Annotated in this window: 12 protein-coding genes; 4 read left to right on the top strand and 8 right to left on the bottom strand. The window is 66.1% G+C overall.

Features of this window, described 5'->3' with window-relative positions; genetic code table 11:
* Positions 1–363: 363 nt before the first annotated feature.
* Together ACVIJ6_RS23880 and ACVIJ6_RS23885 are read left to right on the top strand one after the other, a co-directional pair.
* The gene (locus ACVIJ6_RS23880) at positions 364–1,263 is read left to right on the top strand and encodes an HWE histidine kinase domain-containing protein (RefSeq protein ID WP_456774697.1); all 900 of its coding nucleotides are present in this window, start codon (positions 364–366) and stop codon (positions 1,261–1,263) included.
* Between the two features lie 417 nt (positions 1,264–1,680).
* The gene (locus tag ACVIJ6_RS23885) at positions 1,681–2,694 is read left to right on the top strand and encodes a zinc-dependent alcohol dehydrogenase family protein (protein WP_456774698.1); all 1,014 of its coding nucleotides are present in this window, start codon (positions 1,681–1,683) and stop codon (positions 2,692–2,694) included.
* A 108-nt stretch (positions 2,695–2,802) separates the two neighbouring features.
* Here the strand turns inward: ACVIJ6_RS23885 and ACVIJ6_RS23890 are convergent, their stop codons facing one another.
* The 7 genes from ACVIJ6_RS23890 to ACVIJ6_RS23920 all read right to left on the bottom strand — a co-directional run bounded on the left by ACVIJ6_RS23890 (position 2,803) and on the right by ACVIJ6_RS23920 (position 10,422).
* Positions 2,803–3,534 carry a hypothetical protein gene (locus ACVIJ6_RS23890; RefSeq protein ID WP_456774699.1) on the bottom strand — a complete coding sequence of 244 codons (732 nt, stop codon included), beginning with the start codon at positions 3,532–3,534 and terminating at the stop codon, positions 2,803–2,805.
* Positions 3,535–3,584: 50 nt separating this feature from the next.
* Entirely contained in the window at positions 3,585–4,499 is a 915-nt protein-coding gene (locus ACVIJ6_RS23895) for a DMT family transporter (protein ID WP_456774700.1), read from the bottom strand.
* Between the two features lie 294 nt (positions 4,500–4,793).
* Positions 4,794–5,966, bottom strand: a complete 1,173-nt coding sequence (locus ACVIJ6_RS23900; protein ID WP_456774701.1) for a M20 aminoacylase family protein — start codon at positions 5,964–5,966, stop codon at positions 4,794–4,796.
* Positions 5,967–6,161: 195 nt separating this feature from the next.
* Positions 6,162–6,374 carry a hypothetical protein gene (locus ACVIJ6_RS23905; protein WP_456774702.1) on the bottom strand — a complete coding sequence of 71 codons (213 nt, stop codon included), beginning with the start codon at positions 6,372–6,374 and terminating at the stop codon, positions 6,162–6,164.
* 86 nt (positions 6,375–6,460) lie between these two features.
* Positions 6,461–8,221 (bottom strand): CYTH and CHAD domain-containing protein, encoded by a 1,761-nt coding sequence (locus ACVIJ6_RS23910; RefSeq protein ID WP_456774703.1) that lies wholly within the window; start codon positions 8,219–8,221, stop codon positions 6,461–6,463.
* A gap of 241 nt (positions 8,222–8,462) precedes the next feature.
* Complete coding sequence (locus ACVIJ6_RS23915) at positions 8,463–9,416, bottom strand: exopolysaccharide biosynthesis protein (RefSeq protein WP_456774704.1); 954 nt, start codon at positions 9,414–9,416, stop codon at positions 8,463–8,465.
* Positions 9,417–9,444: 28 nt separating this feature from the next.
* Positions 9,445–10,422 carry a TerC family protein gene (locus tag ACVIJ6_RS23920; protein WP_456774705.1) on the bottom strand — a complete coding sequence of 326 codons (978 nt, stop codon included), beginning with the start codon at positions 10,420–10,422 and terminating at the stop codon, positions 9,445–9,447.
* 565 nt (positions 10,423–10,987) lie between these two features.
* Here ACVIJ6_RS23920 and ACVIJ6_RS23925 point away from each other — a divergent pair.
* Both ACVIJ6_RS23925 and ftsH read left to right on the top strand, forming a co-directional pair.
* Positions 10,988–11,941: a lipid kinase gene (locus tag ACVIJ6_RS23925; RefSeq protein ID WP_456774706.1), complete on the top strand. Its 954-nt coding sequence runs from the start codon at positions 10,988–10,990 to the stop codon at positions 11,939–11,941.
* A 62-nt stretch (positions 11,942–12,003) separates the two neighbouring features.
* Positions 12,004–13,851 carry an ATP-dependent zinc metalloprotease FtsH gene (gene ftsH / locus ACVIJ6_RS23930; protein ID WP_456774707.1) on the top strand — a complete coding sequence of 616 codons (1,848 nt, stop codon included), beginning with the start codon at positions 12,004–12,006 and terminating at the stop codon, positions 13,849–13,851.
* Positions 13,852–13,977: 126 nt separating this feature from the next.
* Here the strand turns inward: ftsH and ACVIJ6_RS23935 are convergent, their stop codons facing one another.
* The gene (locus ACVIJ6_RS23935) at positions 13,978–14,520 is read right to left on the bottom strand and encodes a cytochrome b (RefSeq protein WP_456774708.1); all 543 of its coding nucleotides are present in this window, start codon (positions 14,518–14,520) and stop codon (positions 13,978–13,980) included.
* Positions 14,521–14,568 lie beyond the last annotated feature (48 nt).

A 14,568-nucleotide genomic window follows, 5' to 3' on the forward strand; every position in this document is an offset into this window, starting at 1 on the left:
AAGCTCATCCACAGGGGAGCGTCATGATACCGCACTCATTGCCGCCGCGCATCGGATCGCAGCGCGGGCTGCGCGCGAAGGGGAGTGACATTCTTAATGATCGGCGGTCACGATCGTCACTGCGGGCCGCACGCGCGGCGTCTCATTTTGCAACATGAGCGGCCGGTGAGATGCCTTGCGCGGCTGCAGGCCGCGGCCGCAAGTTCCATGGTGCGACCGGCGCGTCGTAACGCAACTACTTAGGAAAAGTTCCAAAGTTTTTCTCGCGCATCGGCAGTTCCTTCAGCTTGTTCCCCTCGGCGCGGGACGATAGACGTGAATGCGGTGTCGAACGTGCGCGCGGGTCGGAGTTTGTCAGATTGGGTGTTGAGACGCAGGCCGTGGTCAGCGACCACGTTTCTGCTGACACTTCTTGCTGTCGCTCTATCGACCGCCGCGCGTGTTGCGTTAGATCTGGTCGGTGCGAGCCTGCCTTACGCCACCTTCTATCCCGCGGTCGTGTTTTCGGCGTTGTTCGGTGGCATCCCCTCGGCGATTTTTGCCACGTGGTTGTCGGCGACGGTGGTGCTGGTCGCTTTCACCGACCGGCCGGGACATGGAGAAGCCGTCAATCTCGTCGCCTTCCTCGGCACGGCTGCGCTGGTGATCTGGCTGGCCAATCTCTGCCGGAACGCGCTGCTCGAGCTCAAGCGCAGCGAGCATGCGCGCGAATTGCTGCTTGGCGAGCTCCGCCATCGCGTGAACAACCAGCTCGCGGTGTTTCAGTCGATCGTCCGGTCGAGCCTGTCGGGCGAGGATCACGACAAGGGCGAGGCAATCTCGCTCAGGCTCGAGGCCGTGGCGCGTGCCAACACGCTCGCCTGGTCCGATCACCGCATCATGACGCTGCGCATGCTGATCGAGATGGAGCTGCAGCCCTATCGGGTGCCGGGCGTGATCGCGGTGGAGGGAGCCGATGTGCAATTGGGGCCGGACGCGGTGCGCAATCTTGCGCTGGTGTTCCACGAACTCGCGACCAATGCTGTCAAATATGGTGCGCTACGCAGCGACGGCGGCCGGCTCGATGTGCAACTGGCGCAAGAGGGCGGCCGCACGGTCGTGACCTGGCGCGAGCTGTGCGCGCATGCGATCGAGCCGCCGCTGCGCGAGGGATTTGGCACGCGCATGATCCGGGCAAGCCTTGCCGCGATCGGCGGCAGCGTCGAACAGGATTTTCGTGCCGATGGGTTCGTTTGCCGGATCAGGTTCGAAGCGGGCGCGTGAGGCGCGGGCTGCGATCAGTTGCGACGGATGTCGCGGACCTTGAATGCGAGCAGCGATGTCGCCCGCGGATCATCCAGTAAGCCTTTCGAGAGCAGCAGGCGCGGGTTCCAATGGTTGACGCTGCAACAGATGCGGCCGACCTGAAACGGCCGTACCGCTGCCGCGTAGTTCTTCAATGGATCGACGCGACATGTTGCTGCTGGCCGCGCTGCTGCTGATCCCGCTGATCGAGGATCGGCAGCCTGGCCACGACCTGCCGGCATTGTGACGAGGCGATGCGCGATCGACCGCCGTCGCGCACTGCGCTTGCCGCATGTTTGTCTGCCGCGCGGAACGCGGCGCGGCTTGATCGCCGGCGCGAAACGCTCCACCATCCCGCGACGAAACGCGAAGCGCGCCGCGGGCAGGAGACGTCGGATGAAATGCTATGAGCTGCAGGGACCGGGCGGCATCGAGGCGCTGGCGCTGGTCGACAAGCCCGTGCCCGCGCCGGGCCAAGGCGAGGTGCTGGTCCGGCTATCGGCCGCGAGCATCAACTACCGCGACCTGCTGACGGTGAAGGGCGGCTATGGCGCGCGGCAGAAATTTCTGCTGGTGCCGCTGTCCGACGGCGCTGGCGTGGTCGAGGCGGTCGGTGCCGGCGTGGCGGGGTTCGCAGCCGGCGAGCGCGTGATCGGCAGCTTCTTCGAGAGCTGGACGGCTGGCGAGCCGAGTGAAGCGAAGATGCGGGCCGCGCTCGGTGGCGCGGTCGACGGCACCTTGAGCGAATATCGCATCTTTCCGGCGCATGCGCTGGTGAGGACGCCGGCGCATCTCAGCGATATCGAGGCGGCGACCTTGCCCTGCGCCGGCGTCACGGCCTGGAGCGCGGTGGTCAAGCTCGGCGGCATCCGGCCGGGCCAGACCGTGCTGACGCAAGGCACGGGCGGCGTGTCGATCTTTGCACTGCAGATCGCCAAGATGGCCGGGGCCCGCGTGATCGCGACATCGTCGAGCGAGGGCAAGCTCGCGCGGCTGCAGGCGCTCGGGGCCGACATCACGCTGAACTACAAGACCACGCCGGATTGGGGCAAGAGAGCGCGGGAGATCACCGGGCAGGGCGTCGATCTCGTCGTCGAGGTCGGCGGCGTCGGCACGCTCAACGAATCCATCCGCGCAACGAAAATCGGCGGCACCATCGCTTTCATCGGCGTGCTCGCCGGCGCGCCGGCCGCCGAGTTGCGCCTGCCGCTGATGGTGATGCAGCAGCAGCGCCTGCAGGGTGTCACCGTCGGCTCCGTCGAGGATCTGCAGGCGCTGGCGAACGCGCTGGCGCTGCACCAGGTCAAGCCGGTGGTCGATCGTGTGTTTCCGTTCAGCGAGGCGCGCGCGGCGTTCCACTACATGTCGAGCGGCGCGCATCTCGGCAAGGTGGCGATCGCGATCGGGTGAGACTTGTTCGGTCGGCTCGCGTCGCCCGGGCGAGCGAGACGACCCCGGGGAGACCATCTCCGCACGTCGCTGCGCTTGTGCGCTCGACGTGCTTTCCGTCGCATCAGGCTAGCGGCGCGGTGGTGGCCGGTGCTGCTTGGGCAGCTTGAGCTGCCAGGCGCCGTTGACCCGTTCGATCGAGGCGGGGAAGGGCTTCATCTCTGCGCCGACCTTGAAGGTTGCGACGAGCTTGACCCGGTCGTCACCGTCCCAACCGGCGAACTCATAAAGCGTGTAATCGTCGTCGGGAACGAGATAGTTCCAGCCATGCATCTTGAGATCGAACGGCGCGGCGACGATGTCCATGCCGTTGCCGCAGCCGGACGGGCCGTCGCTGGAGCAGACCGAAAACAGCCAGCGATGGCTGGGCGAATAATGCGGCGGTGAATGGATCTTGGTCTCCGTGCCGCGGTCGAGCCGTAGCAGCATCCATTCGACGCCTTCCCAATAGCCGATCTCGATCAGCAGCAGTCCATGCTCCGGAAAATAGCCGACGAGCTTGTACTCGACCGAGTTGCCCTCGTGGCCCGGCAGATCGTCCGGCAGCCGTGTCACGTAGCTGCGGGTGAAGCCGTCTCTGAACGTGACCTCCAGCGCCTTGCCGTGGCGCCTGACGACATCCTTGAGCTGATCGAGGCACGCCTGCTCATCACGATCGAGATCAGCCTTGCCGGGATCGCCTTTGCAGCGCCCATCCTGCGATGGATGCTCCGACATCGCGTAGGGAATATCGGCCGATGCGGCAGCAGGAGCGATCGCGGCCGCCAGCGCGACGAGAGCCATGACGAAGATGCATTGCATAGCGCGATCCAGCATTACCGTCCGATTCTAAGTGGCGCAGACGTCCGCGGTCAACCTTTGGCTCGCTCGTTCCTCGCCGCCTTGCGCGCCGGCAGCGTCATCGCGACCACGCCGATGACGATGCAGGCCAGGCCGATCCAGGCGGTTGGCGCGAGGTGCTCGCCGAGGGCGGTCACGGCGATCGCAACGCCGATCGGTACCCGCAGATAGGATTGCGCGGTCGCGCCGATCGAGCCGAGGGTCTGCACCAGGCGGAAATAGATCACCATCGCGGCGGCGGTCGAGACGGTCGCCAGCGCGACCAGAGCCAGCGCCGAGCGCAGCGACGGCTGCAGCGTCCAGGGATGGTCGACGATGAGCGCGAGCGGCATCAGGATCACGGCGCCCGACAGCAGCGAGCCGGCCGCTGGCAGCATCGGGTCGAGCCCCCTGAACGTCTTGCCCATGATCGCAGCGCCGGCATAGCAGATCGTCGCGGCGACGATCGCCAGCTGCGCCAACCATTCGCGGCCGAGCCCGTGGAGCGCCTCGACGCCCACGATGAGAAAGGTGCCGACGAGGCCGGCGGCGACGCCGACCAGCTTGCGCCGCGTGACGGGCTCGTGGCGCGTCACCAGCGCGGTCAGCAGGAAGGCGAAGATCGGCGAGGTCGCGTTCAGGATCGTGGCGAGGCCGGCCTCGACGCTGCGCTCGGCCCATGCGATCAGCGTGAACGGCACGACGCTGTTGAGGCCAGCCTGGATGACGAAACGGCGCCAGACCGCGCGCTCGCGCGGCCAGGCGACGCCGCTGCTGCGGATGATCGCGGCGAGCAGCAGTCCTGCGATCAAGGTCCGTGCAGCGATCAGGGTCAGCGGCGGGATGGTCTCGACGCCGATCTTGATGAAGGTGTAGGAGGCGCCCCAAAAGGTGGACAGCACGAGCAGGAGGGCGAGCTCGCGGGTGAGATCGGAGCGGGTCTGCATGTGGCCTCGCGGTCGGGGAGAGGGACGCCTTCTCCTAGCCGCGCGGCCGCGCTCGATGTTTCGATAGGGAACGAACTGTTCTGGCCCGGAATGAAGTCCCGGCCATTCCGGATCGTGCGCTGTGCCCCTGGATCGCTTCGCTTGCGCTCGCGATGACGGTGCTTGCAGGGATTCCGGTGCCCGCCACGCCCGTCATTGCGAGCGCAGCGAAGCAATCCAGGCTGCCGATCCCCTGACGATCTGGATTGCTTCGTCGTCTGCGGTTCCTCGCAATGTGGTGCGCGCTCGTTCCGATCAGTTGGCCGGCATGCTCTTCTCGACCAGCTTCACCCAATAAGAGGCGCCGGCGCTGAGGATGTTGTCGTTGAAGCGGTAGGCCGGGTGATGGCATTCGTTGCCCGGACCCATGCCAATGAACACGAATGCGCCGGGGCGCGCTTCCAGCATGAAGGCGAAATCCTCGCCGCCCATCAAGGGCGTGGCGCGGTCGTTGACGCGCTCATTGCCAGCGACGTCGCGGGCCACGTCGGCGGCGAAGGCAGCCTGCGCGGCATGGTTCATCGTGACAGGATATTTGCGCTCATAGATCGCCTCGGCCGAGCCGCCATAGGCCCGGGCGGTGGCCTCGGTGACCTCGATGATGCGCTTCTCGACGAGATCGCGGATCTCCGGATCGAGCGTACGCACGGTGCCGAGCATCTCGACCGTCTCGGGGATGACGTTGAAGGTGGTGCCGCCATGGATCGAGCAGACCGAGATCACCGCCGATTTCAGCGGGTCGACATTGCGGGCGACGATCGACTGCAGCGCGTTGACGATCTGCGAGGCGATCAGGATGCTGTCGACTGCCCGGTGCGGACCGGCGCCGCCATGGCCGCCCTTGCCGGTGACCTTGATGTGGATCGCGTCCGCCGACGCCAGCATCGCGCCGGGCGAAATTTCGAAATGGCCTTCGGGAATGCCGGGCATGTTGTGCATGCCATAGACCTCCTGGATGCCCCAGCGCGTCATCAGCCCGTCATCGACCATCGCCTTGCCGCCGGCGCCGCCTTCTTCCGCAGGCTGGAAGATGACGACCGCGGTGCCGTCGAAATTGCGCGTCTCGGCGAGATATTTTGCAGCGCCGAGCAGCATCGCGGTATGGCCGTCATGGCCGCAGGCATGCATCAGGCCGGGCGTCTTGGAGGCGTAGGGAACGCCCGACGTCTCCTCGATCGGCAGCGCGTCCATGTCGGCGCGCAGGCCGATGGTCTTGCCGGAGGCCGACTTGCGGCCCCGGATCACGCCGACTACGCCGGTGAGGCCGATCCCGGTCACGACCTCGTCGCAGCCGAATTCGCGCAGGCGGTCAGCGACGATGCCGGCGGTGCGGTGCACCTCATAGAGCAGTTCGGGATGCTCGTGAAAATCGTGCCGCCAGGCGGCCATTTCGTCTGACAATGCGGCGATGCTGTTGAGAATGGGCATGAGGAAGGAACTGCTCGCGATGTGGATTTGGGACGCTGCGGTCCACGCGGCCAGGGTCGGCCGCGCGGGGCTCTCCGCGCGATCGGACGACTATGACGCGGTCTAAAAAGCCCGGCAAGCTGCCGCCCGCCATGGCGCCATGCAGCGATGCGCGGCCACGCCGCATCGCGCGTTCCGGATTCCGGAACGAAGCCGTCAGGCGAAGCAGGACGGGGTCGGCACGCGCGGATATTTGTGCTCGGGAGGTACCACCAGCCGGAAGGCGCGCAGGCTCGGCTCCTCCCACGCGACCAGCAGCGTTCCACAAACGCCGCAATCGGCTTGACCGGGGCTGCCCACGGCGGATGTCGATTCGGCGATCTCGTAGGCCGCATGGCAATGCGGGCAGGTCACGCTGGATATCTTCATAGGTTCACACTGACACACATCGCGATCATGCGTCTTGAAGCAGATCAATGCGATCACAATGATGACTATGTCGGCAGCCCCTGGCGCTACGCCTCCTCGGAGCCCCAGGGCGTCGGCGCTTTCGCGAATGCACGCCACGCCTCGCGTAGCGGTTGCTCGACGCCGGCCATCGCATGGGCGTGCCAGCCGGTGATCGCGGCGGCGGCGATCGCCGCATCGGTCGAGGTCGTGCCGAGATCCGCGATAACGCCGGCGGTCACCGCCATGTCGTTGTAGTAGCCGAGCTGTTCCTGGAGTTCGGCGAGCGTCCTGGCATATTTCTTCGCCGGCTTGCTTGCGCCATAGAGCGGCAGCAGGAAGTCGATGCTGTAGCGCAGCTTCTTCAGCGCCAGCCGCACCCGATGGCGGCGCTCGGCCGGTAGCTTCTTGAAGCGCCGGCCGCGCTTGAGCACTGTCTGATGCCGCTCGGCCAGCACGTGTCCGGCAAAATCGAGCGCCGGCCCCGCGAGCCGCCCAAGTTCGTCCGGAGAGACATCGTTACGCCAGCCACGCGTCGCAATCAACGCGCCGAGCCCGAGCACGAAGGCGGCGCAGCGGCGATCGGCGACCGCGATGCGCAGCTTGCGATAAGCAAGCGCGCGCTGCCGCTCGGCTAGGCTCTGCAGCGTGTCGAAGCCGGCGACTGTCGGACAGGCTTCGGCAATCTCAGGCAATGTCTCGGTCAGGAAGACGTCTAGATCGCGCGCCGCGGACAGATTCTGTGCGAGCCAGCGTGCATCGGTCTCGAGGCTCTCCAGCGTCGCCGAAGCCCCGAGCGGCCGCATCAGATGCAGCGCGGCGCGCAGCCGCCGCAGCGCCACCCGCATCTGATGCACGCCTTCCGGATCGCGGCCGTCCTCGGCTGCCGGCAGCGCCTGCAGCAGATGATGGAAGCTGCCGCGCAGGATCACCGCAAAGGCCTCGTCCAGCGAGACCGCGGGATCGAGATGAAGCTTCTGCGGTTTCTCGGCGCCCGGCGCTACGCCTGCGGCGAGATCGAAGCCGCGCGCCGACTTGCTGCGGATCGTCGGTCGGATCGGACCGTGCTCGGCGAGCCGTAGCGCCGCTTCATAGATCGTCGCCGGGTTGCCGCTCTTGAGCTCCAGCTCAATCTCGCTGACCGTCTCGCTGTGCTCACCCGCCTTGATCACGCCGCTGTCAAAGGCGATCTCGATGGTTGCGTTGGGCAGATCGAGCAGCCGCGCATGACGATGCACGTCTGCCGTGAACACCGGCTCGAGCGGCGAGTCGGTCACTGCTGCGCGCAGCTCCTCGGGCAGCAGTGCCGCCGCCAACGCCGTGTCCGGCGCGAGCGAGGTGACGCTCGCTTCCCACTCGCCGCGCTTCAGCGGGTCGTCGCTGGCTTGCGACTTCACGGTCTGCACGAAACGCGAGCCACTCTGGCGCACCCGCAGCGTGAAGCCGTTCTTCCACAGCTGCCGCCGCGGCGTATCATAATACACAGATGTCAGATGCTTGCGCGTCCCCTTGTTGCGCGCGTGTGCGATGACGATCGGCGCATTGTTGAAATCGGCGAGCTGCTCGGGGGCGACGAGCAGCTTCAGCTCGATCTCTTCGCCGGAGATTGCGGGATCGGGCAACGCGGGTGGCGCGGGATCGAGAGGCGCCGCGCCCGCATCTGCAGCCAAGGAGGCCGGCTCGCCAGCGGCGTCGATCCGACTGGAAGGGGCAATCCCGCTTAGAGGGTCCGCCGTGCAGTCCGCGCTGCTGCTCGTCGTATCTTGTACGCTTGATCCAGGCATAGCGCGATCGCTGCCGTGGATCGACGCGGGGTTCGAATCCGGCATGTGTTGATTCTTTAACGGTTTGATGACTGTTGCCCCAAAAGCTACCCGAAATTAGCAGGATGAGACAGCACGAATTGTTCAGCGTGATGACGGGCATTGGCATGCCATATGACATCAAGCTGATTTTCCGTCGTCCGATCAATGCCGACGCCCTGCGGCCCCGCCGCGACGCGCCTCACGAAAAAATGTTGTCGGCGGCGAGAACTGGTGCGGCGGGACGTCGCGTCTGCCGGGGGATCGGTCAAATCCAGCCCGTCAGCATCAAGCGCGTGGCGATCAAGATCGCCGCCGCGGCTGTGGCAATGCTCGCGGCCGCGACCAGGCTACGCCCGCGCCGCGCCATCGCGCGCGAGCGCTCCCGCGGGTCATCCGCCGGATCGAACGGGCTGCGCCGGCCGCGCCGGTGACGCGCCGCCTGAACCCAGAAAGCCAGCGCGGTGAGCCCGGTCGCGATCGCAAATACGGTCGCAACGCCGGCAGCGAAGCCGAGATCGACGCCCAGGCTCTGCATCATGCTGCGCAGATGGAGGCCCAGATGCGTCAGCAGCGTGGCCGCGTAATCGGCCGCGGCCGCGCCGGTGTAGAGCAGCACCGCCGTCCAGACCACGGCGGCCATCGCGATCAGCATCGACACCAGCACGGCCAGGCCGTCGCCGGCCATGAAGCCGATCGAGGCGGCGATCAGCGCCAGCGCCGGCATCACATTGCCCATCGGGATGGGAAGAATGATGGTGACCGCCATCAACAGCAGCGGCAGCGCCAGGACCATGCGTGCGGTGCGACCGGTCAGCCAGACCAGACGGTCCTCGCGCAGGGCGCGCTCGGCAAAGCCGGCCCAGTCGAGCCCGGCGCGGATGACCTTGCGCAGCAGCCGCTGCGGGACCGGCCGGCGCCGTACCGTCTCCGGCAACCACAGCCGCTCGGCGCCGAACAGGATCTGCAGCGCCACCAGCGCGACGAAGGTGCCGAACACCATGCCGAACGGGCCGGGCAGCGGGATCAGCGCCGGGATCGTCAGCAGCAGCAAAGTGAGGCCGAGACCTTCCGACTCCAGGCGGTCGAACAACTCGCCGACCGACGGCTCCTCCGATCGCACCGTGCGCGCGATCGCGAGCAGCCGCCGGCTGATCGGGCCGTTGTGCCGGCGTGGCGCCGACGAGACCTCATCGTTGGATGCGCCATCGTTCATCGCCACGCCGTGACCTCGTGTCCTCTGCGTGTCCTTACTTCAACTGCTCGACCGCGGGCCGCGTCTTCCACAACGAATAGCCGATGCCAGCGCCGAGCAGGCCGAACGTGATGCCGAGCGACAGCGCCGGCGGAAACTTCTCCAGCCCGAGCAGGTCGGCGAGGAAGATCTTCGAGCCAATGAAGATCAGCACGGCCGCAAGCGCCAGCTTGAGATACTGGAAGCGATCGACCATCGCGGCCAGCGCGAAATAGAGCGCACGCAGACCCAGGATCGCGAAGATGTTCGAGGTGTAGACCACGAACGGGTCGGTCGAGATCGCGAAGATCGCGGGCACCGAGTCGACGGCGAAGATGACGTCGGCGAACTCGATCAGGATCAGCGCCAGGAACAGCGGCGTCATGAACCAGGTCATCTTGCCGCTGGCGTTGGGCTGACGCACGAAGAAGCGCTCCTCATGCAGGCGATCCGTCACGTCGAAGCGGCGCCGCATCCAGGCCAGCGCCGGGTTGGCGCCGACGTCATGCGGCTTGTCCTTGAACACGAGCATCTTGACGCCGGTTGCGACCAGGAAGAGCGCGAACACATAGAGCACCCAGCTGGCCTGGGCGACGATCGCGGCGCCAAGACCGATCATGATCGCGCGCAGCACGATAACGCCGACGATGCCCCAGAACAGTACGCGATGCTGATAGGCGCGGGGGATCGCGAAATAGCTGAAGATCATCGCGATGACGAAGACATTGTCCATCGCCAGCGCCTTCTCGATCGTGAACGCGGTCAGATAGGCGGTGCCGGCCTCGGAGCCGAGCTGCCACCACACCCAGCCGCCGAAGCCGAGGCCGAGCATGATGTAGATCGCGCTCATGACGAGGCTCTCGCGCACCGATATTTCGCGCGTCTTGCGATGAACGATGCCGAGGTCGAAAACGAGCAGGGCGAGCACGATTGCGAGAAAGGCAAGCCACATCCAGACAGGCTTGCCGGCAAACGCGATGAACAGGAAATCCACGACGGGTCCTCTTTGAGCCAGTGTGATCGATGTCGTCAGGTCCGACATCGTGAAAGCACCGGCAGCTTCACCAGAGGGGCCCGGACCAGGGTCGCCACACCATGTATTCGCCTGCCGCGCGAATTCAAGAGGACGCGAGGCCGCGCCGCTGAATGTGATGCCACCGGGTGCGACCTCACCGAATGCGACAGAGTGTCATGCGTCTTGCGGCGCTGAAAACCCGAACTAGGTGTGATGAACCGGAGATCCGGGCCCCTCTGATAGTCTGCACGGCTATGATGTCGGACTCTCTTTCGTAACAAATACCAATGACGGTATTTCGCTCTTCGGAGCGCAAATGGGAGTTTGATGAGATGCGGCCACACGTGTCGCTTGTGACCATGGACCTTTGCTGCTCCTGCTCTCCGTATGCTTTGATCAACGCATCTTGTAACGTCTCACGACCGTCGCCGGATCGGGGCACCAACGCCGATCGTGATGGAACCCGAATGGCTGCTCGCCGCTTTGTGAGGCAATCGCGCCTGGATGTCCGGGCGGGCTGGTATGTGGTGTACGGGAGCAGGTCGTGACGGCCGGGGATGAGAACGTGTTGGTTGCGACGGCGCCGCCATCGCGACCGCCAGTCGCAACGCGCCGACTGCTGATGATCATCAACCGCGGCAGCCGCTCCGGCGGCACGGCGGCCGGAGTGGCCGTGTCGCGGCTGAGCGGCGCCGGCTACGATCTCGTGATCTCGGCGCCGCATAGTCCGCGCGAGGTCGCGCCGTGGATCGAAGCCCATGCCGACGGTGCGCAAGCCGTCGTCGTCGCCGGCGGTGATGGCAGCCTCAACGCCGCCGCGCCCGCGCTGGTGAAGACCGGGCTGCCGCTCGGCATCATTCCCGCCGGCACCGCCAATGATCTCGCGCGCACGCTCGGCCTGCCCGAGGACATGGAAGCGGCGGCCGACGTGATCGCAACCGGCCATCGCCGCCAGATCGATCTCGGCGACGTCAACGGGCACCCGTTTTTCAACGTCGCGAGCCTCGGCCTCAGCGCCGATCTCGCACGCCAGCTGACCAAGGAGACCAAGCGCCGGTTCGGACGGCTCGGCTACGCGATCACGGCGCTCAAGGTGCTTACCAATGCGCGGCCGTTCCGCGCCATGATCGTGTCCTCGGACGGCGCGGTGCGCGTGAAGACGTTGCAGATCGCGGTCGGCAACGGCCGTTACTACGGCGGCGGCATGGCCGTCGAGCACAGCGCGGAGATCGACGATTCTCATCTCGATCTCTATTCGCTGGAGATCGGCCGCGTCTGGAAGCTGCTGGCCATGGCCTATGACTTCCGCAAGGGCCGCCACGGGCTGTGGCAGGAGGTGCGGGCCTCGCGTGACACTTCGTTCGAGATCCGCACCCGCCGGCCGCGTCCGATCAATGCCGATGGCGAACTCGTCACCTTCACCCCGGCGCGCTTCAACGTGCTGCCGCGCGCGGTCACCGTGTTCGTGCCCGCGACGCCATCCCAGGACCGCAGCTGATCGCCGGCCAATCCGCAGCCTGCGGTCACGCGTTACTTACTCATTCACCCGTTGAGAGACCCATGACCAAGCAGACCCGCTTCAATCTCTGGTATGCGATCGTCGCGATCTTCGTCGCGATGATGATCCACAATGTGTGGACGAGCTATCGCCAGGTCGCTGTCATTCCCTATAGCCAGTTCCAGGACCTCTTGGCCGCCGGCAAGGTGAAGGAGGTCGGCGTGTCCGAGAACTATCTCGAAGGGACGCTGAAGGAGCCGCTGCCCGGCGGGCAGACGCGCTTTGCGACGACGCGCGTGGACCAGGAGTTCGCCAAGGAGCTCGCCAAGGCCAATGTCACCTTCACCGGCCGGGTCGAGAGCAACATTCTCGGCGACATTCTCTCGCTGGTGATGCCGATCGCGCTGTTCTTCGGCGTCTGGTACTGGCTGTCGCGGCGGATGATGGGTGGCGCCGGTGGACTCGGCGGCGGCCTGATGCAGATCGGCAAGAGCAAGGCCAAGGTCTATGTCGAGGCCAATACCGGTGTGCGCTTCGAGGATGTCGCCGGCGTCGACGAGGCCAAGGACGAGTTGCGCGAGATCGTCGCCTTCCTGAAGGATCCGAAATCCTATGGCCGTCTCGGCGGCCGGATGCCGAAGGGTGTGCTGCTGGTCGGCCCGCCCGGCACCGGCAAGACGTTGCTCGCCAAGGCGGTCGCGGGCGAGGCCGGCGTGCCGTTCTTCTCGATCTCGGGCTCGGAGTTCGTCGAGATGTTCGTCGGCGTCGGCGCGGCGCGCGTGCGTGACCTGTTCGAGCAGGCGCGCGCCAAGGCGCCCGCGATCATCTTCATCGATGAGCTCGATGCGTTGGGGCGCGCCCGCGGCATGGGTCCGTTCGCCGGCGGCCATGACGAGAAGGAGCAGACGCTCAACCAGCTGCTGGTCGAGCTCGACGGCTTCGATTCCTCGGTCGGCCTCGTGCTGCTGGCGGCGACCAACCGCCCGGAGATTCTCGATCCGGCGCTGCTGCGCGCCGGCCGCTTCGATCGCCAGGTGCTGGTCGACCGTCCGGACAAGCCGGGCCGCATCCAGATCCTCGCCGTGCATCTGAAGAAGGCCAAGCTCGCGGCCGATGTCGATCCGGAGAAGGTGGCGGCGCTGACGCCGGGCTTCACCGGCGCCGATCTCGCCAACCTCGTCAATGAGGCGACCTTGCTGGCAACGCGGCGCGGCGCCGACGAGGTGACGCTCGACGACTTCAACAATGCGATCGAGCGCATCGTGGCCGGCCTTGAGAAGCGCAACCGGCTGCTCAATCCGAAGGAGCGCGAGATCGTCGCCTATCACGAGATGGGGCATGCCATCGTCGCGATGAGCCTGCCGGGCACCGATCCCGTGCACAAGGTCTCGATCATTCCGCGCGGCGTCGGCGCGCTCGGCTACACGATCCAGCGGCCGACCGAGGATCGCTTCCTGATGACGCGGGAGGAGCTGGAGAACAAGATGGCGGTGCTGCTCGGCGGCCGCGCCGCGGAGCTCGTGGTCTATGGTCACCTCTCGACCGGCGCGGCCGACGACCTGCGCCGCGTCACCGACATCGCCCGCTCGATGGTGACGCGCTACGGCATGTCGGAGCAACTCGGCTCGGTGGCCTATGAGCGCGACAACCAGTCGTTCCTGGCGCCCGGCACCTCGCGCAGCGCCGATTATGGCGAGGCCGCCGGCGACGCGATCGACGCCGAGGTGCGCGCGATCGTGACATCGGCGCTGGAGCGCACCCGCAAGCTGCTGCAGGACAAGCGCGACGTGCTCGAGCGCGCCGCCCGTCGCCTGCTCGTCAAGGAGACGCTCGACGAAAGCGAGCTCGCCGCGCTCCTGAAGCAGGACCAGCGCGCTGGCGACCTCGTCGCGGCTGCCAAGCCGATCTAGGTTCGTAGCCTGCATGAGCGATAGCCGACGCCCGGAGGGCGTCGGCGAGAGCGACATGCAGGGTCTCACGCGGTGTTGCGATGACCCCGGATGTTGCTGCGCTTATCCGGGCTACAGCAGCTCCTCTCACCGCCGCGGCCACATCCGGGCCAGTGTCTCGTCCTTGACGATGAACGCGTGCCAGAGCGTCGCCGCAATATGTAGGCCGACCACGAGATAGACCAGATAGGCCAACGTATCATGCGCGATCTCGCCGGCATGGGCGATCGCCTTGTCCCCGGCGAACAAGCGCGGCCAGCTGAAGGTCCAGAAATAGCGCAGCGAATAGCCGCCTGCCGACGAGAACATGTAGCCGGTCACCGGCATGATCAGCAGCAGCGCATAGAGCGCCCAATGATTGAGCTGGGACAGCGCGCGGACGAGCGGACCGAAGGTGGCAGGCGCTGGCGGCGCCGTGCTTCTCGACCGCACGACAACGCGAAGCAGCGCCAGCAGAAACAGCGTGATGCCGAGCGATTTGTGGATCTCCAGCAATTCGCGCCGCGGCGACGTTCCCGCGGGCTGCAGGCCGCAATACAGCCCGATCAGCATGGCCACGATGAACAGCACGGCTGTGACCCAATGGATCCATCGTAGCAGGGGATGATAGGCTTTATTCGTTTCAGTCACGATTGCATCTCGCCTGGACAAAGCAGGCGCCTGGATAGAGCGATGCGT

The organism is Bradyrhizobium sp. USDA 4369 (assembly GCF_054056435.1).

What these genes read in the sequence shown, in the direction of transcription:
- ACVIJ6_RS23885 (WP_456774698.1), top strand. Translation starts at nt 1,681, where the DNA reads ATGAAATGCTATGAGCTGCAGGGACCGGGCGGCATCGAGGCGCTGGCG.
- ACVIJ6_RS23890 (WP_456774699.1), bottom strand. Translation starts at nt 3,534, where the DNA reads ATGCAATGCATCTTCGTCATGGCTCTCGTCGCGCTGGCGGCCGCGATC.
- ACVIJ6_RS23895 (WP_456774700.1), bottom strand. Translation starts at nt 4,499, where the DNA reads ATGCAGACCCGCTCCGATCTCACCCGCGAGCTCGCCCTCCTGCTCGTG.
- ACVIJ6_RS23900 (WP_456774701.1), bottom strand. Translation starts at nt 5,966, where the DNA reads ATGCCCATTCTCAACAGCATCGCCGCATTGTCAGACGAAATGGCCGCC.
- ACVIJ6_RS23905 (WP_456774702.1), bottom strand. Translation starts at nt 6,374, where the DNA reads ATGAAGATATCCAGCGTGACCTGCCCGCATTGCCATGCGGCCTACGAG.
- ACVIJ6_RS23910 (WP_456774703.1), bottom strand. Translation starts at nt 8,221, where the DNA reads ATGCCGGATTCGAACCCCGCGTCGATCCACGGCAGCGATCGCGCTATG.
- ftsH (WP_456774707.1), top strand. Translation starts at nt 12,004, where the DNA reads ATGACCAAGCAGACCCGCTTCAATCTCTGGTATGCGATCGTCGCGATC.